Here is a 21,072-nt window from a genome sequence, read left to right as displayed (position 1 = left end):
ACCGCTAATAATTAAAAAACCGCTCAAATGAGCGGTTTTTTTTGGTTTACTATTTATGCCGATTGATATTAGTCAGCTTTACTTAAGTTTTCAGCTTGTACTTTGCATTGATTATACGCTTCGATGCATTTAGATGAGCAAACCTGTGACTTAAGGCTGTCGGTGGTTGTTTGTTGTTCACAGCTGGTTTCGCATTGATAACTTTGCTGAGCGCATTGATTAAGTGCTGGATTACCTGCTTGGCTTTGGCACCCTGCCAATGCTGCAAAAGAAAAAGCCACTAGAGTGGTTTTAATAAAAGTTTTCATACTTATCCTTAAAGTGAGGCTACACCAGTATTAAACTTCAACCTGTATATTGTCGATTAATCTAACACTTCCTAAAAAGGCGGCAGCTAAAATAACAAATCGTGTATCTTCGAGTGTAGCAGCTTTTAATGTATCTCGTTGAGCTATCGAAAAATAATCTGGTTTTAGCCCTGCGCTTTCTAAAGTCGCTTTAGCATCAGCTTCAAGAGTAGCAAACGCTTTATTTCCGCTTTTTAGTTGCTGCGCACAGTGATTTAAAGTGTTGAATAAAATCGTAGCGGTTTGCTTTTCATCACTTGATAAATACCCATTGCGTGAGCTCATGGCAAGGCCGCTAACTTCACGCATCGTTGGCACACCAATAATTTCTACTGGTATCGACAAATCACGGGCCATTGTTTTAACAACTTGCAGCTGCTGAAAGTCTTTTTCACCAAAGCAGGCGTAATCAGGTTGGACTAAGTTAAACAGTTTAGTGACAACTGTTGCTACACCTTTAAAATGACCAGGACGTGAGCCACCGCAATAGCCCATCGAAATACCTGGTACATCAACAAAACTTTGCACCCCTAAGCCATTTGGGTAAATAGCCTCTACACTGGGGATAAACAAAATATCCGTTTCAAGATCGGCTAAACCTTGTTTATCGGCTTCTAAGGTACGCGGATAATTGTCTAGATCTTCGTTAGCACCAAATTGCATCGGGTTAACAAAAATACTAACAACGACTTTGTCGGCCAGTGTTTTTGCTTTTTCTACCAACGAAAAGTGACCGCGGTGCAGGTTACCCATAGTAGGTACTAGTGCAACACTTAAACCCGCTTGGCGCCAAGCTCTTATTTGACTGCGTAATGATTTAATTTCAGTGATTGACTGCATTATTTAAACTCGTGTTCAGCGCTTGGGAATACACCGCTTTTAACATCGTTACAATACTTTTTAACAGCGGCAGGCATGTTGCCTGTTTCGAGTAAAAAGTTTTTTGAAAATTTAGGAATGTAGCCTGCAGAAATACCGACTAAATCGTGCATAACCAAAATTTGGCCATCGGTTACATTGCCCGCACCAATCCCTATAGTCGGAATGCTTAATGAGTCAGTAATACGTTTTGCTAAGGCACTTGGAATACACTCAAGCACGAGTAGTTGAGCACCGGCTGCCTCTAATGCTTTTGCATCGGCAATAATTTTTTGTGCTTGTGCTTCTTCACGGCCTTGAATTTTAAAACCACCAAATACGTGCACAGATTGCGGCGTAAGCCCTAAATGCCCACACACCGGAATACCTTGCTGAGTAAGTGATTTAATGCTGTCATGTAGCCATTCACCGCCTTCAAGCTTGACCATATTAGCACCTGCGCGCATGAGTTCTGCGGCATTTTTACACGCATCATTTGGATTTGCGTAGGTCATAAACGGTAGGTCAGCAATAACAAATAGGTCACGGCTTCCAGCGCGAACACAGCGAGTATGGTACGCAATTTCTTGGTTTGTTACAGCGAGTGTGTCATCGCCACCTTGTAATACCATACCCAAAGAATCACCGACTAAAACAACTTCAACGCCATTCTCATGAAATAACTTAGCAAAACTGGCATCATAAGCTGTTAACGCAGTGATTTTATTACTTTCAGCCTTCATTTTATTCAAAGTTGAAACGGTTATTTTAGACATAATATTCTCGCAGACAGTGGTCTTAGTTAATTACAGCGGTAATTGTTGTAAGTCGTTAAGCGGTAGGTTATTTGCTATCTGTTTGATAGATGCGCCGCTTGGTAAAATAAGTTCGGGTGCAATTTCTTGCAGCGGGTAAACAACAAATTCTCTCTCGTTTAACCCGTAATGAGGCACCGTTAAACGTTTAGTATTTATAACCTGCTCACCAAATAATAAAATATCAATATCCAGTGTGCGTGCGCCCCAACGCTCAGCTTTTCTGACTCGACCATGCTCCAGCTCTATGGCTTGCGTTAAATCAAGTAACTGCTCTGGCTGTAGCGAGGTATTGATACAGGCAACCGCGTTCACATAATCGGGTTGATCTTGTGGCCCCATAGGCTTGCTCGCATAATAATGTGAGCAAGCGATAAACTCGCTGTTAGGCAAGTTTTTAAGTGCAACAACAGCATCATCAAGTTGTTTTTTAGGTGTATTAAGGTTGGCACCTAAGCCTAAATAGACACGTTGCATTATTTACTCAGCTGGTTTTTTAGTGGTGCGCCGACGAGGACGCTTACGTGGTTTTGGTCCACCTTGATGACCTAGCTCTCGCACCATTTCTTTTTGGCCATTAATATCTTGACTCAAGTACTGTGTCCACCACTGTGCAAGCTCTGTATGCTCAGTTTCACCGGCATCAACACGCAGTAGTAAAAAGTCATAAGCGGCTTTAAAACGAGGCTGCTGTGTTAAGCGATAGGCACGTTGGCCTGCACGTTTGTCTAAACGTTGTTGAATATGCCAAATATCACGGGCGCCTAACGTAAAGCGTTTTGGCACTGCAATATGCTGAGCGTTCTCACTAAGTACTTTATTAATTGCTTGGGCAAAGGCATCGTATTCAGAGAGTTGTTCTTGACGTCGAATTTTTTCAGTACGTTCAACCAATGGAAACCACAGTAACGCTGCAAATACAAACGCAGGGGTGACTTTTTTCTCTGCATTAATGCGGATGTCAGTGTTTGCAAACATTTGCTTGATGAAAGTTTCTTCAAGCCCGCCTGGGTTTTTATCCAAAATGCGGTCAAGTTCTGGGAACAACGATTTAAATAACCCGTATTTGCGCAGCATTAAAAAGTTTTGTTGTGCTTTGCCGTTTAAAAACAGCTTGAGTATTTCTTCAAACAAACGTGCCGGTGGAATGTTATCAAGCAAGCTAGCTAGAGCGGTTATTGGCTTTTCGCTTGCAGGTGCTATTTGCATATCGAGTTTAGTAGCAAAGCGCACTGCACGAAGCATACGAACGGGGTCTTCACGATAGCGTGTTTCAGGGTCGCCAATTAACTCAATTTGTTTTGCCTTTATGGCCGCTAAACCATTGGCGTAATCATAAATACAAAAATCATTGATTGAGTAATATAAGGCATTGATTGAAAAATCACGACGCTCGGCATCTTCTTCAATGCTGCCAAATACGTTGTCGCGAAGTAGCTGCCCATGTTCACTTGACTGGCTAATTTGATTTTTATCTTCTTGTGCTTCGTGATGGCCGCGCATGGTGGCCACTTCAATAATCTCACGGCCAAAAACAATGTGCGCCAAACGAAAGCGGCGGCCAATTAAACGGCAGTTACGAAACAGTTTTTTAACTTGCTCAGGGGTTGCATTGGTTACAACATCAAAATCTTTGGGTTGTTGACCTAACAATACATCGCGAATGCAACCACCAACTAAGTAGGCATCATAGCCACCATCTTTTAGGCGATAGAGTACTTTGATTGCATTTGGGCTAAATTGTTTGCGAGAAATACCATGCTCACCTCGAGGGATCACCAACGGTTCACTGCTGATTGCGACATCTTCGGCACTGGCATTCGGGCCGATAATTTGTCGACAAAATTGAAAAAGCTTGGAAATAATAGTCTGTCTCCTAGAGAAGCGGTTGATTGACTCGCCATTGCAATCAAAATGACAACAAGTACCTTCTCATAGAGCTGTACTTACTGTTTTATGTAATTAGCATATATTTAGGCGGCTATCATATACCAGCAAGGTGGAAAAATTAAGTTGCAGTGCTGAAATTAAGCCATTTTTAACGATTTTATTTGAATTTGTTATACCCAATCCGCGAAAGAGCGTTAAATCTGTATTTCACGCGTAGTGGGAACGCGGCTTAAGTTAAAATGTGCCACGCCCCAAGCAAGTAATTGCTCTGTGGTTAAATCCATAAGTTGGTCGTGAGTTGGCAAACCTAAAAAGTTAAATACCGCTATCAAAGTCGGTTTGGGATTTTGTTTGCAAATAGCGGGGGCGTAATTTTGTTTAGAGAGTTTAAATCCGGGTTTTGCTACCGCTAAAGGTAAATGAGCAAATTCTGGAATAGGGTTATTAAGTTGCTTAAAGAGACTTATTTGACGGGCGGTAGGTTCAAGTAGATCAGCGCCTCGTACAATTCGATTGATCCCTTGCACAATGTCATCAATGACCACCACTAGTTGATAGGCAAATAAACCGTCGCTACGTTTTATAATGTAATCTTCATGGGCCAGAGCAGGGTCAACGTCAATACGCCCCTGAATAAGGTCGTTATAAGTCACGGTTGCATGGCATTGAGTTAAGCGAAGGGCATGACCCTGTTCACTGAGTTGGCTATGTTTACATTGCCCTTGATAAATTCCACCTAGCGCTTTTATTTGCTTACGAGAGCATTGGCAGGCATAAATAAGGTGTTGTTTTGACAGTGAGTTTACTGCATCTTGATAAATAGTAAGACGCTGTGTTTGATACACAACGTTTTCATCCCAATTAAGGCAGTAGGCGTCTAAGGTATTTAGGATATCGGTGGCTGCGCCTTTAACAACGCGAGTGGTGTCTATATCTTCAATGCGTACTAACCATTTCCCTTGGTTAACTTTTGCATCTAGGTAGCTACCTACAGCCGCCACAAGTGAGCCAAAATGTAACGGCCCCGAAGGAGACGGTGCAAATCGGCCGCGATAGTCAGATACTTGCGCGGTAACGGCTGTAGAAGACATGGCTATAACTTAATTAGCCGCGTCCAGCTTGTTTTTCTTTAATTTCGGCAAGTGTTTTACAGTCTACGCATAAATCAGCAGTAGGACGTGCTTCTAAACGACGAATGCCAATTTCAATGCCACAAGACTCACAAAAACCAAACTCGTCTTCTTTAATTAAGTTGATTGTTTTTTCAATTTTCTTAATTAATTTGCGTTCGCGGTCACGAGTACGAAGCTCTAATGAGAACTCTTCTTCTTGTGCTGCGCGGTCAACGGGATCAGGAAAGTTAGCTGCTTCGTCTTGCATGTGTGACTTAGTACGATCAACTTCGTTCCGTAAATCATTACGCCAAGTTTCTAAAATTGTTTTAAAATGAGCACGTTGTGCTTCATTCATGTACTCTTCACCCGGTTTTTCTTGGTATGGTTCTAAACCGGCTTGAGCCAATAAACCATGTCTTTTTTGGTCTGGCATAACTCTCTCCTAAATCCTTAATTTAATGCCTCAGCATTAGCCGGCGGTATAAATAACAGAAACTCATACCCTAGGCAAATTTATTTTTAAATAATCGAATTAGCTTCAACCCTGTTTACCCATATAAAAGTAGCAAAAGCAGTGTTTATACTTTTTTATTACAGTATCGGTTTATAAACTGGCGTTGTTATGTGGGCAAAAATAATAAAAACAACTTATCTTTTACTTTTCGGTTAAGTATTTTTTAGGCGTAATACAATACCAGCGTTTAAAAGCACGCTGAAAAGCGCTTTGTTCAGAAAAGCCCAGCGCAGTGGCAATGTTTAACGAACTGAGTCCTTGTTTTAGTAATATAAGGGCTTGTTGTTTGCATATTTCGTCAATAATTTTGCTGTAGCTGGTGTGTTGTTGTTTTAAGTAACGCTGTAGGCTGCGAGTTGATAGCGCTAATGCCTGAGCAGCTTGCTGAACACTTAAACGCTCTGGCAGGTGTTGTGTTATTAGCGCTTTGAGCTGACTAATATACTGAGCTTCGTGGTTATAGTTAATAGCCTGTGCGGCTAATAAAGTTTCTAGCTCGTTATTAGCGCCTTTTAGTGAGCAGTGTAGTAATTGGCTATCAAAGATCATGCTATTTGTTGTGCTATTAAACTCAATAGGACAGTTAAATACACTTTGATGCTGTTTAACTTCATTGATGGGCGGTTGTTGGCGCATTAATTTTATTTGGCTGAGCATCAACGGGGCTTGCCATTCACAACATTGTTGAGCAAAAGCAAGCCAGCTACTAAAAAGCTCATCTGCCATGAAGTGTGTGACTGGTGTTTTGGGGTGCCATTCTAGGCTGCTGTGTTGTTGGTGATGATGTAGGCTAATAGTGCCAATGTTTCTAACTAAGGTATGCAGCTTTAAAGCATGTTGTAATGCGCTTAATAAAGAGTCACTCACTAAAGCAATATGCCCAAGTAATCCCCAGTTTTGCGCATTAAGCGCTTGACCAAACTCTAATCCTACTGTGTTCCTATTTAAGTGTTTTGCGCCAATGGCCATGAGCTGTTCGTAATCAGCAAGCGGGTATTTATAGCGACTGTTATTAAGTTGCTGCCCTCCTTGAGTAATATTATTAAGTAAGTGTTCTTTATTCAGACCTTGAGAAGCTAAGTAACTAGTTAAAGAACGAATAATTTGGCTACTTACAAAATACATAAAATATCCTTTTCTAGACGGTTAAAGTTTAAGCTGCCCTAACTGGCGCGCAAAGTCAATTTTGTGCGTTTGAGGTCAAGATTTTAATAAGTATTTACGGCATGGTTGTAAAGTTAAACAATAATAATGACAAGGAACACCACAATGAAGCCCCATTTACTCTCACTTTGTATCGCCAGTAGCCTACTTTTAATTGGTTGTAGCGAAGACAATGACAATAACGTTGCACCACCAATTGTCGTGGTGCCTGATCCCGTTCCAGAGACGAGCGCGCCAATAATTGCATTTGATGACGATAATAAACTTGATGCGAATATCCGTTGGACTACCTTCGGTGTGCCGCATATCACTGCTGATAACTTAGAGAGCTTAGCGTTTGGTAGTGGTTATGCTTATGCTAAAGATCATGCGTGTCTATTGATGGATCAAATTATTAAAGTGCGCGGTGAACGCTCGAAATACTATGGTCCAGATAAAGTACCAGGCAGTGGCGACTCAACGCATTTAATTTCTGACTTTGGTTATAAAGCCTTGGGTGTGAATGAATATGCTCAAGCCAATTATGATCAATTAGAAGAGAACAGCCGAGCGCACTTTGAAGGGTTTGTGCAAGGCTTTAATAAATACGTTACTGATACGGGGGTTGATAATTTAGCGCCGGAGTGTGCCTCTGCACCTTGGGTTACCAGTTTAACAGCACAAGATATGTTGGCGTACTCTATGGCTACAGTGCAGCTAGCCAGCTCGGCTAACTTTTTAGAGCTCGCTTTTTTAGCAAACCCGGGTGATGCGAATGAGTATCTGCCAATACCTACGTCAGAGCAGCCAAGTGCTGTGTCTTCAATGGTAGGCAATATTAATCAGCGAGCAAAGCAATTTAAGCTAGAGAAAAAATTTGATCACTTAGGGTCAAATGGTTGGGGGCTTGGTAAAGATATGATGGCCAATGGTAAAGGTGGTCTATTAGCAAATCCTCATTTTCCTCATGAGGGCAATTTACGCTTTTGGCAATCACACCTAACCATTCCCAACGCTATGAATGTAATGGGGGGCAGTTTGCAAGGGATGCCAGGAGTGATCAATATTGGTTTTAATGAGCACATAGCTTGGACCCATACTTTTTCTACAGCACGTCATTTTTTAATTTATCAGCTAGCACTAAATGAAAATGATCGCATGGGTTACAGCGTTGAAGGTGATAATTATGAAATTACTTCAAAAACAATTAACGTTGAGGTAACTGTGGCACCAGGGACCACAATTACACTTAGCAAACCGTTTTACTATAGCCACCATGGTTTAATGATTGAAACACCTGCCGCAAATGGTTTAGGGTGGAACGACAGCCAAGCATTTACCATCAAAGATGCCAATGAATTTAATATGGATGTGGTTGCTCAGTGGTCAGCTATTAATCAAGCAACCAGCTTAGAAGAGATGAAGGCCTCGTTTGCTAAATACGATGGCGTTTCATTTAATAACACCATGGCCAGCGATAAAGAAGGTAATGTCTTTTTTGTTGATGACAGCACCGTTTTGAAACTGAGTGATACCGCAAATATGGCAATTCGTTTGCAACCTGAATTGGTTGCACTTAGAGAGTCGACGGGCTTTGATTTAGTACCTGGTAACTTAAAGTTATTTGAGCCGCAAGGCGTTGTGCCTTTTGAACAAGCTCCCCAACTAAGTCGCACTGACTACGTACAAAACTCAAATGACAGCTATTGGGTTACTAATCTTGAACAACCTCTTGTGGGCTTTGCTGCGCAATATGGCGATGTTCATCAGCCATTATCATTGCGTACCCGCATGGGTTTGAAGCTCATAAAAGAGGGAGGCGGTGAAGACAGTAAGTTTGATTTGGCTGAACTTGAAAATGCGCTAGTAGGCAATCGTATCTATTTAGGTGAATTAGTATTTGATGATTTAGTTGCCCAGTGTAAAGCGCGTGGCGCAACACCGGTTACACTAACTAATGGAGCAAGTATTGACCTAACAGCTGCCTGCGCCGTGTTAGAGGACTGGAATGGCGCTATGAACCTTGATACACAAGGTGCTGCGTTAATCAGAGAGTTTGCTCACTTATTTAATGGTGATGAATACTTATATGATAATTTTGATGTGACCAACCCTGCAAATACGCCAAATACCTTACTTGCCGATGGCTCTGCGTTAACGGCATTAGCGCATGCAGTGCTTAATTTACAAAGCAATGGCATGGCATTAAACAGTACTTTAGGTGAGCTGCAATTTGTTGAAAAAACGCTAGCAGGCGGCATTGCTTCAGGCGAGCAACTTCCTTGGAGTGGGCCAATGAGTGTGGAAGGAGGCTTTAATGTGTATCGTTTTGATCGCAGTAGCAGTCGTTCATTTTCTACGGTGATCCCATATATCGATCATCAAACATTGGATGATGCGATAACAGGTAAACCGTTAGCGTCAAATTTAACAGCCAGTGGTTACCCTGTTAATTACGGATCGAGCTGGATGTTTGTGATGAACTTTACCGATGATGGTCCTGTGGCAAAAGGATTACTGACTATGTCGCAAAGTTCAGACTCAAGTTCAGAACATTTTGATGATCAATCGCGTTTTTACTCAAATACGCCAGTATTAAGACCCATCTTATTTAAAGATGCAGATATTAATCTAAATTTAATTAATGAAATGGATTTATCAATGAGTAAAGAGTAAGCACACTTTGAGCGCCAGTACGAATGCTGGCGCGCTGTTTACCTAGTCAATAAACGGCACTTTTTCAATTAAAGTAACTTCACTCGCTGAAATGTGTGCTTTATAAGCTAATACTTCTACGCCTTGCTCAATGGCCTCGCTAAGCAATTGTGCATAGGTTGGGTCAATATGCGCTGCTGCACTGACTTGTGTGATGCCTTGGTGCAGCACTGCAAATAGTAATACCGCTCGATGCCCTTGTTTTACCATGTCGATTAATTCACGAATATGCTTTTGCCCACGAACAGTTTGGGTGTCAGGGAAGTAGCCTTGACCACTTTGTGGACGATCTTCGCTCAGCAGCGTGACTGATTTAACTTCAACATAGCAATTGGCTTTGCTGCTGTGGGTAAGTAAAAAGTCGATGCGGCTGTTTTCACTGCCATACTTCACTTCACTTTGTATGTGTTGATAGCCTGTAAGCTCATCAATAACCTCATTATTAAGTGCTTCTTCGACCACTTTATTGGCGATAGCGGTATTTACACAAATAAGCTGTGATACATTATTTTGCGTCAGCTCTAATGACTGCGGGTACTTTCGCTTGGTATTACTGCTGGTGGAATAAAAGGCAGTAAAACCGGCATCGGCACAGCCCGTCATCTTACCCGTATTAGCACAGTGAGCGGTAAAAGTAGTGCCATCACTGAGCTCTAAATCAGCTAAAAAGCGTTTGTAACGCTTTAATAAAGTGGCAGATTGTAATGGCGGGGTGTACTTCATTTATGACTTCCTTATGTAACCTGAGCGCTGGATAATAAGTTTATTTCAAGTAGTTGTTTTAGCGCTAACTGCGTTGAGTTCATTTTTTCTAGAGATAATAAACTTAAATATTTTTATAGCTCAATATGTTAGCAAACTTATTAACCCGAGTTTAGGGTAAGTGAAATTGAGGTTTACAGGCAGGTTGAGGTTATTCACCTCAAGCAGTTGGGAACTTAAGCGCTCTATAGTAAACTCAACCGCACATTTAAGTGCAAGGATATTCTAACATGAGTGAAAAATTTGTTGTTCAATTAAGCGAGCAGTTGGCACCAGGGCATTGGGGCGAAAGTGCGTCATTATCTTTTAACGAACACGGCGCAACGGTTCATTTATCTGAGCAAGAAACATTAAAAAATGTGCAAAAAGCGGGTCGTACAATTGCAAATCAAGGCATTAAAAATGTTGTTCTTGAAGGTGATGTATGGTGCACAGAGAGCCAATGGGCTTTTTACCAAGGCTTTGTATCACCAAAAGTACTAAACGGTGTTGAGTTTGTTGATAACGCACAATCTGATCTTAAAGAACTCGCTGATTTAAAAGCATCGGCAACGTGGGCGCGCGAAATGATCAATGGCACCGCCGATGACATTTACCCAGAAAGCTTAGCTGAAAAAGCCGCTGAATTTATTCAATCACTTGCACCAGAGCATGTTAGCTATCAAATCATAAAAGGCGATGCGCTATTAGAACAGCAGTGGATTGGTATTCATGCCGTTGGCCGTGGTAGTGAGCGTCCGCCAGTATTACTTGAGCTTGATTACAACCCAACTGGCGATGAGAACGCACCGGTAAGCGCAGCACTTGTTGGTAAAGGTATTACGTTTGACTCAGGTGGTTACTCAATTAAACCAAGCGAAGGTATGTTGGGTATGAAGTGCGACATGGGTGGTGCAGCAACGGTAACCGCAGGTTTGGCACTGGCAATTAGCCGTGGCGTAGAAAAGCGTATTAAGTTGTTTTTATGTTGTGCAGAGAACTTAATTTCGGGTAATGCATACAAACTAGGTGACATTCTTACTTACAAAAATGGCACAACCGTTGAAATTGTAAATACCGATGCTGAAGGGCGTTTAGTATTGGCTGATGGCTTAATGGCCGCAGGCGAGACAGGCGCTCCACTTATTATTGATGCGGCAACCCTTACTGGTGCCGCCCTTGTTGCTGTTGGTCAAGAGTACAACGCATTGTTTGCCCTTGATAAAGAGCTAGTGCGTGAAGTGGAAGACTTTGCGTCACAAGAAATGGAAGCCGCATGGCCATTACCACTTGAAAAGTGGCATCAACAAAACTGCCCATCGCCGTATGCGGATACAGCAAATAGCCGCGCCCAAAAAGGCGGTGGTTTCGGTGGTGCATCTAACGCCGCTGGTTTCTTATCTCGCTTTGTGCCAAACGATGGCAAAGGCTGGGTACACATCGATTTAGCTGCTGCATTTAATATGGGTGGTAGCACAAGTCAATGGGCTTCAGGTGCAACTACACAAGGTATGCGCACCGTAGCACGTACCCTACTTGAAAAGGCATAATCTACTGAGATTACGCATTAGTTAAAAAATAGGTACCTTAGGGTGCCTATTTTTTTATCCGCCAAACAAGCAATTTTGTTTTATTTACGGTAAAATCCTTCGCCATTACGTGTTTGGGCATCTATTTTTATTTAAACCTCGCTCAAATATTATACATACCACTGGGATCCTTACTATGTCAGAAAAGTGCTATATCACGGCTCAACAATTACTTGAAGATTCATTCCGCGTAGCGGCACAAGTGTATAAAGATGGCTTTCGTCCAGATTTTATTATTGGTATATGGCGCGGTGGTGCTCCAATTGGGATTGCGGTTCAGGAATATTATGATTACAAAGGCATAGAAACGGATCACATTGCGGTTCGTACCTCGTCTTATTACGGTATTGGTAAGCAATCAAAAGAAATCAAAGTACATGGTTTACACTACATAGTTGAAAACGCAAATGCAGGTGACTCTTTACTGATTGTTGACGATGTTTTTGACTCAGGTCGTAGTATTGTAGCGTTAAAAGAGAAGCTCTCTGAGCTAATGCGTTTAAACTTACCACGTGATATTCGTATTGCTTGTCCATACTACAAGCCAAAAAACTCAAAAGTTGATACAGTGCCTGATTACTACATTCATGAATCTGAAGAGTGGTTAGTATTCCCGCATGAATTATCAGGTTTAACGCCGGATGAAATTATTGAAGGTAAATCTGATTTAGCTAAAATCCACGATATTTTACTTGAAAAGTAAGTAACCTGACCTCTGGATAATAAATCTATCTCAAGCAGCTATTTTCAGCGCTAACTGCGTTGAATTTACTTGCAATAGGCCAGCTATTGACGCGAAAATTCGCCTTGTTTTCACTGTAAATCTCTGGCTAGAGAAAATAAATCTAACTATCACCCATAATCAATATGTTAATAAATCTCTTAACCAGAGTTCAGGTTAAGCATTATTTTACCTAATAAAAAAGGCCTTAATGGCCTTTTTTATTGTCTTTAAAGCTGTGCAAAGCTATCTACATAGTCACTTAATTTAGGAATATCGACAGCTTGTAGTCCTTGCGTGCTTCTTTGTACTAAGTTTTTCTCTACTAACTCACTCACTACACGCCTGTATGCACGCTCAGTGGTTGCAAAGCGCTCAGCTTCTGCATTTACCGTAGGGTAAGCACGTAACAAGGTGGGATTGTTATTCTCTGCACGTAATAAGCAGTCTTTGGCAATATTGTAGCTCAACGGCAGTAACAGCTTATCTAAATTAATTTTTTGATTTTCTTGAAACTTAGCCGCAATCGTTTGCGCCGTATATAAGCTTAGCTCGGGTTTATCGAGCAATAATGCGCGCCAATGTTTTAATTCAATCAAGTTATACGTGACATCACTAAAGCAGGTTACCGTGTAAATGCAGGGGTTATTATTAAGTGCTTCAATTTCGCCAATTAGGGTATTGTTACAGTCGAGTTGGCCAAGAAGCAGGCGCCTGCCATTACCTACATCGTAACTAAACGATACAGTTCCACTTCGCACTAACACCAACTTAGTTAACGGTTGGTCTTGCTGTATTAATATTTCTTTTTTTGATTGCTGAAAACTACTGCCGGCAAACGTCAGCAGTTGATCAACAAGGTAACTGGAAAAATGGTATTGAAACATCAATCATGCTCTTCGGACAATTGTCCTATTTATTACACCTTAATGACGATAGCATTAAGATTAAGAATTTATGCTAACTTGCCCACGCCGTTAAGATAATTAATAGCGTTAAATGACCTTCATTCTTCCGTGTAATGATTAAAAATTGTGGTATTAACCAGTATATTTTAAGGTTTTATTGGTAAGTTAGCTTTTTTATTTTAACTACTGCGTAGCGTAGCTTAATAATGTACTAAAATTTAACGCGTAATACTAACCTAAAGCCTAGGAGAGAACAATTGAGTTGGGAATATTTAGGTTATTTAGCATCCGTCTTATTAGTCATATCATTAACCATGACTGATGTAACCAAACTACGTTGGTTTAATTTATTGGGCTGTATTGCGTTTACTTTTTACGGTGCGGCTATAGGCTCAGTGCCGGTGGCTTTTACCAACGGCTTGTTGGCTTTGGTTAATATTTATCACATTATTAAGCTATATCGTCAGTCAAAAGTTGATACAAAAAAGGGTTAACGCAAGTTAACCCTTTTTTGTTTTTAATTACTCCGCTTTTGCGGCGTCTTTTTCGTAGCGTAACGTACCCGCAATCCACGTTTGCAGCACCTGAGTTTTGTATAGCTGCTCAATGGGGACTTTAAAGTAGTCTTGATCAACCAGTATAAAGTCAGCCCATTTACCTTGCTCTAAACTCCCTAGCTTAAACTCTTGATGCGCTGCATACGCGCCGCCAAGGGTAAACGCACGTAATGCATCTTCTCTGCTTAACACTTCAGTGGCGCGCCAACCGTTTTCAGGCAATTGATTATGATCCATACGTGTAATGGCAGAATATAAGCCATCAAACGGGTTCGCGAGCTCGACAGGGTAATCAGAACCCGCTGCAATAGTCGACCCCTGCTCTAAGAATGTTTGCCAAGCGTATGCGCCTTGGAGTTGTTTATCGGTTAAACGCTGCTCTGCCATATGCATGTCAGATGTAGCATGCACAGGTTGCATTGATGGAATTATTTTCAGGGTTTTAAAGCGCGGAATATCCTCTGGCGAGACGATTTGTGCATGCTCCATGCGATTACGCAGTAGTATACCACCGGTTTGCTTAAATACATTTTGATAGGCATCGAGCACAATTTTATTTGCTCTATCGCCAATGGCGTGGGTATTTGCACTAAACCCGCTTTTAAAAGTGAGTGTAAATAATTGTTCTAGCTTTTGTTGGGTTTCAAGCATTAGGCCAAAGTGGTTTGCTCTGTCTGCGTATTCTTCAATAAGCGCGGCACCGCGTGACCCTAAGGCACCGTCAGCGTAAATTTTTACACTGCGAATAGATAAAAAATCTTGAGCATCTTGATACCGACCCGCTTTAAGCATCATGTTTAAATCTGGGCTTGCTGCACTTAACATCGCTACAATTCTAAGCGGTAATGTACCTAACTCAGCGCGCTGTTTATAAACTTGCCACGTGGTTTTATCAATACCTGCATCGTGGGTTGAGGTAATGCCTAAGCTTAATAAATGTTTACCTGCGGCATCTAATGCATTGCTAACCGATTGCGCAGATGTTGCAGGCATATGTTGAGTAACCAAGGTTTCTGCTTTATCTATAAAAATACCGGTTGGTTTGCCAAACTCATCTTTTATAATTTCTCCACCTGCTGGGGCTGGTGTGTCAGCATTAATATTGGCAAGTTCTAGTGCTTTTGAATTAACCCAAATAGCATGGCTATCTACTCGCGATAAAATAACAGGGCGGTCGCTGACGACTTTGTCTAAATCAGCAGCGGTAGGGAAACGCGTGTCGGACCATAGCTCTTGGTTCCAGCCCCGACCAATAATCCAACCTTCTTTGCCTTTGGCAAATTCGTTGAGCTTAGCGGTTATTTCATCTACCGATTTTGCGCCGCGCACATCCAGCTGTGACAAGTTTTCACCCAGGCCAATTACGTGTCCGTGGGCATCAATGAGCCCTGGTAATAAGGTTTTTCCATTGGCGTCAATTAGGGTTGCGCCCGGGAAGCTATTTTTTAAGCTGTCAGGACCTGTTTTTACAACTTTGCCATCTTTTATGACTAAGGTTGTAAATGTATTTACTTCGCCATGGCGCATTTTTCCTTTGTATAAAGGGGTGTAGCCATTGGCATTATATATTACTTTCGTTTGTGCAATTGCCACACTAGATAAGGCGCAGAGGCTTGCTAGTAATACCGGTTTAATTAATTTATTGAGTTGCATAAGAGGTATGTTGTTATTATTTGTACTATCACAGTAGCAAACTCAAATTTAGAATACCAATAGCATAATTTATTAATAGTCGAATAAGTCCAGCTTTTAGCTAGAGCAAGCAAATTCGGGGGGGGGGATAGGTTGCGTGTTAACAGGAAAGAATTTGTTTAATCTTCTCAAATAAAGCCTAATTAAGTAGGCTTTATTTCAGGGAGCTATTTATTTACTGGCGTACAAACTATATTCGCTTAATGACAATTGTGCGTCTTTGTCACGGTCGTAGCTGCCAAAGCGTGACCATAAAGCAGGATCACTGGCAGTTTCCGAACGAGTTAAAAAACCATCTTGATTACGGTCAAGTTTTTCAAATTCTGAGGCAATATAGCTATTTGTCGCAAAGCTCATGCAGCTAACAACAGTAAGCGTTAGTAAAATAATATGGCGGATAGGTTTCATCTAAATACTCAGTACAAATTGGTGGTTAGATAGTTTTTAAACTCAGTTAAAGAAATTCTGTTGTCTTGATTTTCATCCCAATTTGAAAATGAGTTTAATAGCTGAGGCTGAGCAGCAAGCTCGCTATGGGTTAAATACCCGTCGTTGTTGGTGTCTAGATGTTCAAAGCGTTGCTTTACATCAAGTGCAAATGCACTATGGCTAACAAATAGTAAAGCACCAATAAGGAGAAGCTGTATTTTCATGGTTGGCGTTCCAAGGCATATTTTAATTGCTGGCAGTAATGAAATAAAGCACTTGCCATAATTTAAATCCCAACATTAAATCCGTTTACACACTCCCTCAGGGATTATGGCAAATGCTTTTAACTCTATACTAATAGATTAAACTTGAATCTAAACTTAAGGTTTAAAGTTTTGGAATTCTTTTTTAGAAATCATCTCGTTATTATCTTTGTCTAAATCGGCAAACTGCTTAAGTAATTGTTTATCTTGCTTTGCCTCAACAAGCGATATTTGGTCATCCATATTTTTATCTAAATGCATAAAACGTACATTTAATGGCGATGCCAGTGCGGTGGCACTAATAGCTAAAAATAGGAGCGAAAAAGCACCAATTAGTTGTTTCATGAATGTACTCCTTTATTTTATAAACAGCTTAAATTCGTTTAGAGATATGAGCCCGTTTTCATCGGTGTCTATCTGTGCAAAGTTCTCATGTAATAAAGCATCTTCACCTGCTTCAGCTTCACTCAATGTGCCATTACTGTCTTTGTCTAAACGATTAAATTCAGCATCTACATCAAGGGCGAACAAATGAGTACTGGTTAGGCACAAACCGATAAGTGCAGCGTTCTGTAAATTGTTTTTGAACATTCCTTGGCTCTTTTTAGATTAATATTAATGTTCTCGTAACAAAAATGATGCCAATATTTATTTTTATTAATAATCAGTGAGTTATGTTTTTTTGTGATGGTTGGTGCGTAATTTTTACAAGTAACTGTGTGTTTTATGCAACAATTTTGCAGTTATAAGCGTTTAAAATTTTTTAAATCAATTGCTTAACTTGTCGCTATTTAGAGACAGCAGGGGTTTTTATCCTTGATGGTTCAGCGAGTGTATAAGTTGAGCGCTTAATAATAGAACGTTTAAAAATAGCAAAGGACTTTTGTATGCCCGCAGTCATGGCTGAAAAATATAAAGCATTGATAAATTGGCGCCCCAATTTAATTGGCCAATTTGTAATCAGCATGCTGTTGTCGCTGTTGCCCTTATCTATAGTGGTTATTGTGTTTTTAAATGTATTAAATAAGCAATTAGCGGTCACTCAGCAAATTGTGAGTAATAATTACCAAGTAACTAAGTCGTTTAATGTGCTTAAGCAAGAGCTTAATAGTTTAGAAAGGGCAACAAGACAAAACTGGGTATTAAAGAGCGACTCACTCGATAAGCTAATCGTAGATAAATGGCAATCATCATTGCAAAACATCAATGAGCTAAAACAGCTTTCAAATAACCAAGCAAATACACACCAATGGCAACGGCTAACGGATACTTTGCAAACGGCGCATACTCAACTTGTGGTTGAAGCGCGTCAACAAGCTGAATTATTTGTGCCAATCAGCGAAATACTAGCGGAGCTAACATTGTGGTTACGTGAGGAAAATGAAGCCAAAATCACTCAAAACCAAATTAGGCTCACAAATTTACAAGCTTCCTTTATAAACTGGTTGGTTGCACTTACGCCTTTAACGCTACTTGTTGGTGGCGGGTTTTTGTGGCGCATAAGCGGGCGCTTAAAAAGCTTAACCTCAGTGATTGATAAATTAGGCCAAGGAGATTGGCAGCAAAAAATATCGGTGCAAGGGTCGGCTGAACTCATAGAGTTAGGTAACAAGTTGCAGTGGGTGCAAGCGCAGCTGCATATGTTAGAACAACAAAAAGATACATTTTTACGCCACGTTACTCACGAATTAAAAACCCCTTTGGCTTCTATGGTTGAGGGCACTGAATTACTAGCCGATGAAATCGTTGGCCCCATCAATAACGAGCAAAAAGCGGTACTTGGGCTGATCAGTCAATCGATGGTGAGGTTACGTACTATGATAGACAGTTTATTGAGTTATAACGCCATTCGCACCAGTAAAGACAACGTCAGTGAAGTGGAATTTAATCAGCTAATAAAAAAGGTAAATAACCACTTTGAGCACCGCTTAAATGCGCGAGAACAATCGCTTATTTGGCACAATAGTTTACCTAATATTTCTCTTAGTTTGCCACGGGAGTTAATTGAAATGATTTTAATTCAGTTAATTTCCAATGGCTTAAAGTTTTCTCAGCCAAGCCAAGTCGTTACTATTAGCTTGAGTCTAGAAAATAACGGCCTAAATATGCAGGTAGCAGATGAGGGCTGTGGCATTAAAGAGCATGAAAGAGAGCATGTTTTTGGGGCGTTTTATCAAGGTAAACATACTAAAGCGATTAGCTTACAAGGCAGTGGTTTAGGTCTTACTATAGTCAAAGAGTCAGTTGAACAGTTACATGGGCAACTAAAAATTGAGCATAATGAGCCGCAAGGCTGTCGATTTAATATTGTCATCCCCTATAAAAATAAAGGAGTTAAATAATATGTCTGCGCGTTTAATGGCTATTGTATGGCTAACCAGCAGTCTTGTTTTTTTATCTGGGTGTGAAATAACAAACACTCAAACACAGGCTGAATCAGCGTTAAATGTACCCTCTCAGCCAGATAGCAAAACGAATCAGCCAAACCCCAAACCTCGGCCAAAATCAGAGCCAATATATCCCTCTGCAGCGCAAGTTATTGCTTGGCATGCCAATCAGTGCGGTGGTTTCAAATTAGCGCCTAGCAATGAAACCTACTTAGGGGAGCAAGCACTAAAAGCGTTTTTTAGTACAGCATGTTTAAAGCTTAGTAGTGACCCAAATACTGTTATGAGTCAATTACTTAAGCTGGATCAGGCGTACTATTGGCCCGATGATATAAAGCACTATTTGTGGCTGCAAAAACAGCACGTATTAATGCAAATAGATGCAAAAAAACAACAGCAAGCATTGAACGCCAAAATGCAAAAAACCTTGTCGTCATTAGCCGCAATTGAACAGCAACTTTTATTACGTGAAGAAACCAAGGAGCAGTAACTATGTCAGTCACACTTCCATCAAGTGCTAAAGTTTTACTCGTTGATGATGATGCCAGCTTACTGCAATTACTGGCGATTCGAATTCAATCAAAGGGTTATGAAGTAACGACCTGTGATAGTGGTATGAACGCATTACAACTACTTAAAAACCAAGTGTTTGATGCGGTGATCACCGATTTAAGAATGGATGAAATGGACGGCATGGCGCTGCACCGACAGCTGCAAAACCGCTACCCTGCGTTGCCTGTTATTATGATGACGGCCCATGGATCTATCCCTGATGCGGTAGAGGCCACCAAGCAAGGTATTTTTGCCTTTATCACAAAACCCGTTGATAAAGATGAGCTGTTTGACAGCCTAGCTAAAGCCATTGAGATACATGGGGTTAATAATGATGAAGTCGCCCCGCAGAGTAATATTGTCACCCGCAGTGGCGCTATGCTGCATTTACTGGAGCAAGTGAAACTATTAGGGCCTACACAAGTTAACGTGCTTATTTCTGGTGCCAGCGGTACCGGTAAAGAGTTGCTTGCGCAGGCGATTCATCAGCATAGCCATGTTAGTGATGGTCCATTTGTGGCAATAAACTGTGGGGCCGTGCCTGGTGAGCTATTAGAATCAGAGCTATTTGGTCACAAAAAAGGGGCATTTACTGGCGCAGTAAAAGACCATCAAGGCCTATTTCAGCAAGCGCAAGGCGGTACCTTATTTTTAGATGAGATTGGTGATATGCCGCTTAATTTACAAGTTAAGTTGTTGCGTGTGCTGCAAGAAAAAACCATTCGCCCAGTGGGCTTTCAAGAAGAAATTCCTATTAATGTGCGAATTGTTTCTGCAACCCACAAAAACCTGCCTGAAGCGATTAGTAATCAACAGTTTAGAGAAGATTTATACTACCGGTTAAACGTCGTAAACTTAAAGCTGCCCCCGCTGTGTGAACGCCGTGAAGATATTAGCTTATTAGCCAACTTTTTTAGTGCCAACATCGCAAAGCGTATGGAGCAAAAAGAAAAGCGCTTTGCAAACGATGCCATGCATGCCCTAGTAAGGTATGATTGGCCAGGTAATATACGTCAATTACAAAATGTAGTGGAGCAAGTGGTTGCGTTGACTCCTAGTGAGGTTATATCTGAACATTTAGTGCTTAGTGCGCTAAACAGTAATGAAAGTAACGTTGAGCCATTATCACTTAATGAAGCTAAAAAAGAATTTGAACGAGACTATGTAATTAATACCCTGAAAATGGCAGGGGGCAATGTGGCAGAAGGCGCCAAACTTGCCAAGCGTAATCGTTCTGATTTTTATAAGTTGATTAAAAAGCATGAGATTGACGTAGATAGTTTAATTTAATTTGGTTTTTAAAAGGAAGTGAGCATGCAGTTATTCATGGTGTATTTAGGTGGACGCATTCAAGGTTGTCACATAGAAATGCACGACGTACGTTTTGTGGTAGGCCAAAATATTGAGCAAACCTATACCAAACTAAAAAGCCAATGGGTGGGTGATAAAAACAGTGTACACATGGATAGCTACATGGCGGTTAATCATATTGATGGTTATAAAATCGAGGTGGTTGATAGTTATGTAGAGCAAAATAAGCAACTTTATTTTGTTAACTTAGGTGCTTACAGAAGCGACTCAATGGCAGAGCAACACGACTTTGCTTTGTATGTTGCCAGTAGTAGTGAAGAAGCGAAACAACGCGCTAAAAATGACTTATTAGCAGGGCTGAGTCATCTTCATAAAGATGATTTATATGATGTTGATGACTGCTTTGCGATTGATTTACTCGATAGTCAGCTTAATATTAAGCTAACCCCAAGCGGCCAAGCACAACCAATTAAACCGGACTGGTTTGGTTATCATGTATTATAGTTGCTAAGCATTTTTTTGGAT

General features: G+C 40.9%; 23 protein-coding genes. 8 read left to right on the top strand and 15 right to left on the bottom strand.

The genetic code is table 11. The features are described from left to right. Nucleotides 1-68: 68 nt before the first annotated feature. The 8 genes from PISS_RS12470 to PISS_RS12435 all read right to left on the bottom strand — a co-directional run bounded on the left by PISS_RS12470 (nt 69) and on the right by PISS_RS12435 (nt 6,664). Nucleotides 69-308 carry a hypothetical protein gene (locus PISS_RS12470; RefSeq protein WP_013465744.1) on the bottom strand — a complete coding sequence of 80 codons (240 nt, stop codon included), beginning with the start codon at nt 306-308 and terminating at the stop codon, nt 69-71. Nucleotides 309-338: 30 nt separating this feature from the next. Beyond that, nucleotides 339-1,187, bottom strand: a complete 849-nt coding sequence (gene panC / locus PISS_RS12465) for a pantoate--beta-alanine ligase (RefSeq protein WP_058155188.1) — start codon at nt 1,185-1,187, stop codon at nt 339-341. After that, nucleotides 1,187-1,981 carry a 3-methyl-2-oxobutanoate hydroxymethyltransferase gene (gene panB / locus PISS_RS12460; protein ID WP_058155187.1) on the bottom strand — a complete coding sequence of 265 codons (795 nt, stop codon included), beginning with the start codon at nt 1,979-1,981 and terminating at the stop codon, nt 1,187-1,189. The genes panC and panB overlap by 1 nt, the downstream gene beginning before the upstream one ends. A gap of 30 nt (nt 1,982-2,011) precedes the next feature. Beyond that, complete coding sequence (gene folK, locus PISS_RS12455) at nt 2,012-2,497, bottom strand: 2-amino-4-hydroxy-6-hydroxymethyldihydropteridine diphosphokinase (RefSeq protein WP_016900471.1); 486 nt, start codon at nt 2,495-2,497, stop codon at nt 2,012-2,014. Between the two features lie 3 nt (nt 2,498-2,500). Next, complete coding sequence (gene pcnB / locus PISS_RS12450) at nt 2,501-3,799, bottom strand: polynucleotide adenylyltransferase PcnB (protein WP_024602358.1); 1,299 nt, start codon at nt 3,797-3,799, stop codon at nt 2,501-2,503. Between the two features lie 305 nt (nt 3,800-4,104). Then, nucleotides 4,105-5,001: a tRNA glutamyl-Q(34) synthetase GluQRS gene (gene gluQRS / locus PISS_RS12445; protein ID WP_058155186.1), complete on the bottom strand. Its 897-nt coding sequence runs from the start codon at nt 4,999-5,001 to the stop codon at nt 4,105-4,107. A gap of 13 nt (nt 5,002-5,014) precedes the next feature. Then, nucleotides 5,015-5,458 (bottom strand): RNA polymerase-binding protein DksA, encoded by a 444-nt coding sequence (gene dksA / locus PISS_RS12440; RefSeq protein ID WP_013465738.1) that lies wholly within the window; start codon nt 5,456-5,458, stop codon nt 5,015-5,017. A 222-nt stretch (nt 5,459-5,680) separates the two neighbouring features. Further along, nucleotides 5,681-6,664 carry a helix-turn-helix domain-containing protein gene (locus PISS_RS12435; RefSeq protein ID WP_058155185.1) on the bottom strand — a complete coding sequence of 328 codons (984 nt, stop codon included), beginning with the start codon at nt 6,662-6,664 and terminating at the stop codon, nt 5,681-5,683. A 144-nt stretch (nt 6,665-6,808) separates the two neighbouring features. On the opposite strand from PISS_RS12435, the gene PISS_RS12430 reads away from it, so the two are divergent. Then, the gene (locus PISS_RS12430; protein ID WP_058155184.1) at nt 6,809-9,358 is read left to right on the top strand and encodes a penicillin acylase family protein; all 2,550 of its coding nucleotides are present in this window, start codon (nt 6,809-6,811) and stop codon (nt 9,356-9,358) included. Nucleotides 9,359-9,400: 42 nt separating this feature from the next. Here the strand turns inward: PISS_RS12430 and sfsA are convergent, their stop codons facing one another. After that, a complete protein-coding gene (gene sfsA / locus PISS_RS12425; RefSeq protein ID WP_058155183.1) occupies nt 9,401-10,120 on the bottom strand; it encodes a DNA/RNA nuclease SfsA in 720 nt (239 codons plus the stop codon). 269 nt (nt 10,121-10,389) lie between these two features. Between sfsA and pepB the strand changes: the two genes are divergently transcribed. Both pepB and PISS_RS12415 read left to right on the top strand, forming a co-directional pair. Continuing rightward, the gene (gene pepB, locus PISS_RS12420) at nt 10,390-11,688 is read left to right on the top strand and encodes an aminopeptidase PepB (RefSeq protein ID WP_028835718.1); all 1,299 of its coding nucleotides are present in this window, start codon (nt 10,390-10,392) and stop codon (nt 11,686-11,688) included. A gap of 175 nt (nt 11,689-11,863) precedes the next feature. Next, complete coding sequence (locus tag PISS_RS12415) at nt 11,864-12,430, top strand: phosphoribosyltransferase (RefSeq protein ID WP_008111161.1); 567 nt, start codon at nt 11,864-11,866, stop codon at nt 12,428-12,430. 248 nt (nt 12,431-12,678) lie between these two features. On the opposite strand, the gene PISS_RS12410 is transcribed toward PISS_RS12415, so the two are convergent. After that, nucleotides 12,679-13,335 carry a Crp/Fnr family transcriptional regulator gene (locus PISS_RS12410; protein ID WP_013465733.1) on the bottom strand — a complete coding sequence of 219 codons (657 nt, stop codon included), beginning with the start codon at nt 13,333-13,335 and terminating at the stop codon, nt 12,679-12,681. A gap of 278 nt (nt 13,336-13,613) precedes the next feature. Here PISS_RS12410 and PISS_RS12405 point away from each other — a divergent pair, with 278 nt between their 5' ends. Then, nucleotides 13,614-13,850, top strand: coding sequence for a YgjV family protein (locus PISS_RS12405; RefSeq protein ID WP_024602364.1), 237 nt, complete (start codon nt 13,614-13,616; stop codon nt 13,848-13,850). 27 nt (nt 13,851-13,877) lie between these two features. On the opposite strand, the gene PISS_RS12400 is transcribed toward PISS_RS12405, so the two are convergent. The 5 genes from PISS_RS12400 to PISS_RS12380 all read right to left on the bottom strand — a co-directional run bounded on the left by PISS_RS12400 (nt 13,878) and on the right by PISS_RS12380 (nt 16,888). Continuing rightward, nucleotides 13,878-15,566, bottom strand: coding sequence for an amidohydrolase (locus PISS_RS12400; protein WP_058155182.1), 1,689 nt, complete (start codon nt 15,564-15,566; stop codon nt 13,878-13,880). 210 nt (nt 15,567-15,776) lie between these two features. Then, on the bottom strand, nt 15,777-16,013 hold the full coding sequence (locus PISS_RS12395; protein WP_016900453.1) for an EF-hand domain-containing protein: 237 nt from the start codon (nt 16,011-16,013) through the stop codon (nt 15,777-15,779). A gap of 8 nt (nt 16,014-16,021) precedes the next feature. Then, complete coding sequence (locus PISS_RS12390) at nt 16,022-16,258, bottom strand: EF-hand domain-containing protein (RefSeq protein WP_036956583.1); 237 nt, start codon at nt 16,256-16,258, stop codon at nt 16,022-16,024. Between the two features lie 156 nt (nt 16,259-16,414). Then, complete coding sequence (locus PISS_RS12385; RefSeq protein WP_024602367.1) at nt 16,415-16,642, bottom strand: hypothetical protein; 228 nt, start codon at nt 16,640-16,642, stop codon at nt 16,415-16,417. A gap of 12 nt (nt 16,643-16,654) precedes the next feature. After that, nucleotides 16,655-16,888, bottom strand: coding sequence for an EF-hand domain-containing protein (locus PISS_RS12380; protein ID WP_013465728.1), 234 nt, complete (start codon nt 16,886-16,888; stop codon nt 16,655-16,657). 296 nt (nt 16,889-17,184) lie between these two features. Here PISS_RS12380 and PISS_RS12375 point away from each other — a divergent pair, with 296 nt between their 5' ends. The 4 genes from PISS_RS12375 to PISS_RS12360 are packed head-to-tail and all read left to right on the top strand — an operon-like array spanning nt 17,185 to nt 21,051. Continuing rightward, complete coding sequence (locus PISS_RS12375; protein WP_058155181.1) at nt 17,185-18,639, top strand: HAMP domain-containing sensor histidine kinase; 1,455 nt, start codon at nt 17,185-17,187, stop codon at nt 18,637-18,639. Nucleotide 18,640: 1 nt separating this feature from the next. Next, nucleotides 18,641-19,174, top strand: a complete 534-nt coding sequence (locus tag PISS_RS12370) for a hypothetical protein (RefSeq protein ID WP_058155180.1) — start codon at nt 18,641-18,643, stop codon at nt 19,172-19,174. Nucleotides 19,175-19,176: 2 nt separating this feature from the next. After that, nucleotides 19,177-20,526, top strand: coding sequence for a sigma 54-interacting transcriptional regulator (locus PISS_RS12365; RefSeq protein ID WP_013465725.1), 1,350 nt, complete (start codon nt 19,177-19,179; stop codon nt 20,524-20,526). A gap of 24 nt (nt 20,527-20,550) precedes the next feature. After that, nucleotides 20,551-21,051, top strand: coding sequence for a DUF1543 domain-containing protein (locus PISS_RS12360; RefSeq protein WP_024602371.1), 501 nt, complete (start codon nt 20,551-20,553; stop codon nt 21,049-21,051). Nucleotides 21,052-21,072: the final 21 nt, after the last annotated feature.

Origin of the sequence: Pseudoalteromonas issachenkonii (assembly GCF_002310795.1) — a bacterium.
Classification (GTDB): Bacteria; Pseudomonadota; Gammaproteobacteria; order Enterobacterales; family Alteromonadaceae; genus Pseudoalteromonas; species Pseudoalteromonas tetraodonis.
This window is presented reverse-complemented; position numbering and strand designations above follow the sequence as displayed.

What these genes read in the sequence shown, in the direction of transcription:
- PISS_RS12365 (WP_013465725.1), top strand. Translation starts at nt 19,177, where the DNA reads ATGTCAGTCACACTTCCATCAAGTGCTAAAGTTTTACTCGTTGATGAT.
- PISS_RS12410 (WP_013465733.1), bottom strand. Translation starts at nt 13,335, where the DNA reads ATGTTTCAATACCATTTTTCCAGTTACCTTGTTGATCAACTGCTGACG.
- PISS_RS12375 (WP_058155181.1), top strand. Translation starts at nt 17,185, where the DNA reads ATGCCCGCAGTCATGGCTGAAAAATATAAAGCATTGATAAATTGGCGC.
- PISS_RS12415 (WP_008111161.1), top strand. Translation starts at nt 11,864, where the DNA reads ATGTCAGAAAAGTGCTATATCACGGCTCAACAATTACTTGAAGATTCA.
- folK (WP_016900471.1), bottom strand. Translation starts at nt 2,497, where the DNA reads ATGCAACGTGTCTATTTAGGCTTAGGTGCCAACCTTAATACACCTAAA.
- PISS_RS12380 (WP_013465728.1), bottom strand. Translation starts at nt 16,888, where the DNA reads ATGTTCAAAAACAATTTACAGAACGCTGCACTTATCGGTTTGTGCCTA.
- PISS_RS12390 (WP_036956583.1), bottom strand. Translation starts at nt 16,258, where the DNA reads ATGAAAATACAGCTTCTCCTTATTGGTGCTTTACTATTTGTTAGCCAT.
- PISS_RS12400 (WP_058155182.1), bottom strand. Translation starts at nt 15,566, where the DNA reads ATGCAACTCAATAAATTAATTAAACCGGTATTACTAGCAAGCCTCTGC.
- PISS_RS12370 (WP_058155180.1), top strand. Translation starts at nt 18,641, where the DNA reads ATGTCTGCGCGTTTAATGGCTATTGTATGGCTAACCAGCAGTCTTGTT.
- PISS_RS12395 (WP_016900453.1), bottom strand. Translation starts at nt 16,013, where the DNA reads ATGAAACCTATCCGCCATATTATTTTACTAACGCTTACTGTTGTTAGC.
- sfsA (WP_058155183.1), bottom strand. Translation starts at nt 10,120, where the DNA reads ATGAAGTACACCCCGCCATTACAATCTGCCACTTTATTAAAGCGTTAC.
- PISS_RS12430 (WP_058155184.1), top strand. Translation starts at nt 6,809, where the DNA reads ATGAAGCCCCATTTACTCTCACTTTGTATCGCCAGTAGCCTACTTTTA.
- gluQRS (WP_058155186.1), bottom strand. Translation starts at nt 5,001, where the DNA reads ATGTCTTCTACAGCCGTTACCGCGCAAGTATCTGACTATCGCGGCCGA.
- panC (WP_058155188.1), bottom strand. Translation starts at nt 1,187, where the DNA reads ATGCAGTCAATCACTGAAATTAAATCATTACGCAGTCAAATAAGAGCT.
- panB (WP_058155187.1), bottom strand. Translation starts at nt 1,981, where the DNA reads ATGTCTAAAATAACCGTTTCAACTTTGAATAAAATGAAGGCTGAAAGT.
- PISS_RS12470 (WP_013465744.1), bottom strand. Translation starts at nt 308, where the DNA reads ATGAAAACTTTTATTAAAACCACTCTAGTGGCTTTTTCTTTTGCAGCA.
- PISS_RS12385 (WP_024602367.1), bottom strand. Translation starts at nt 16,642, where the DNA reads ATGAAACAACTAATTGGTGCTTTTTCGCTCCTATTTTTAGCTATTAGT.
- PISS_RS12360 (WP_024602371.1), top strand. Translation starts at nt 20,551, where the DNA reads ATGCAGTTATTCATGGTGTATTTAGGTGGACGCATTCAAGGTTGTCAC.
- dksA (WP_013465738.1), bottom strand. Translation starts at nt 5,458, where the DNA reads ATGCCAGACCAAAAAAGACATGGTTTATTGGCTCAAGCCGGTTTAGAA.
- PISS_RS12435 (WP_058155185.1), bottom strand. Translation starts at nt 6,664, where the DNA reads ATGTATTTTGTAAGTAGCCAAATTATTCGTTCTTTAACTAGTTACTTA.
- pepB (WP_028835718.1), top strand. Translation starts at nt 10,390, where the DNA reads ATGAGTGAAAAATTTGTTGTTCAATTAAGCGAGCAGTTGGCACCAGGG.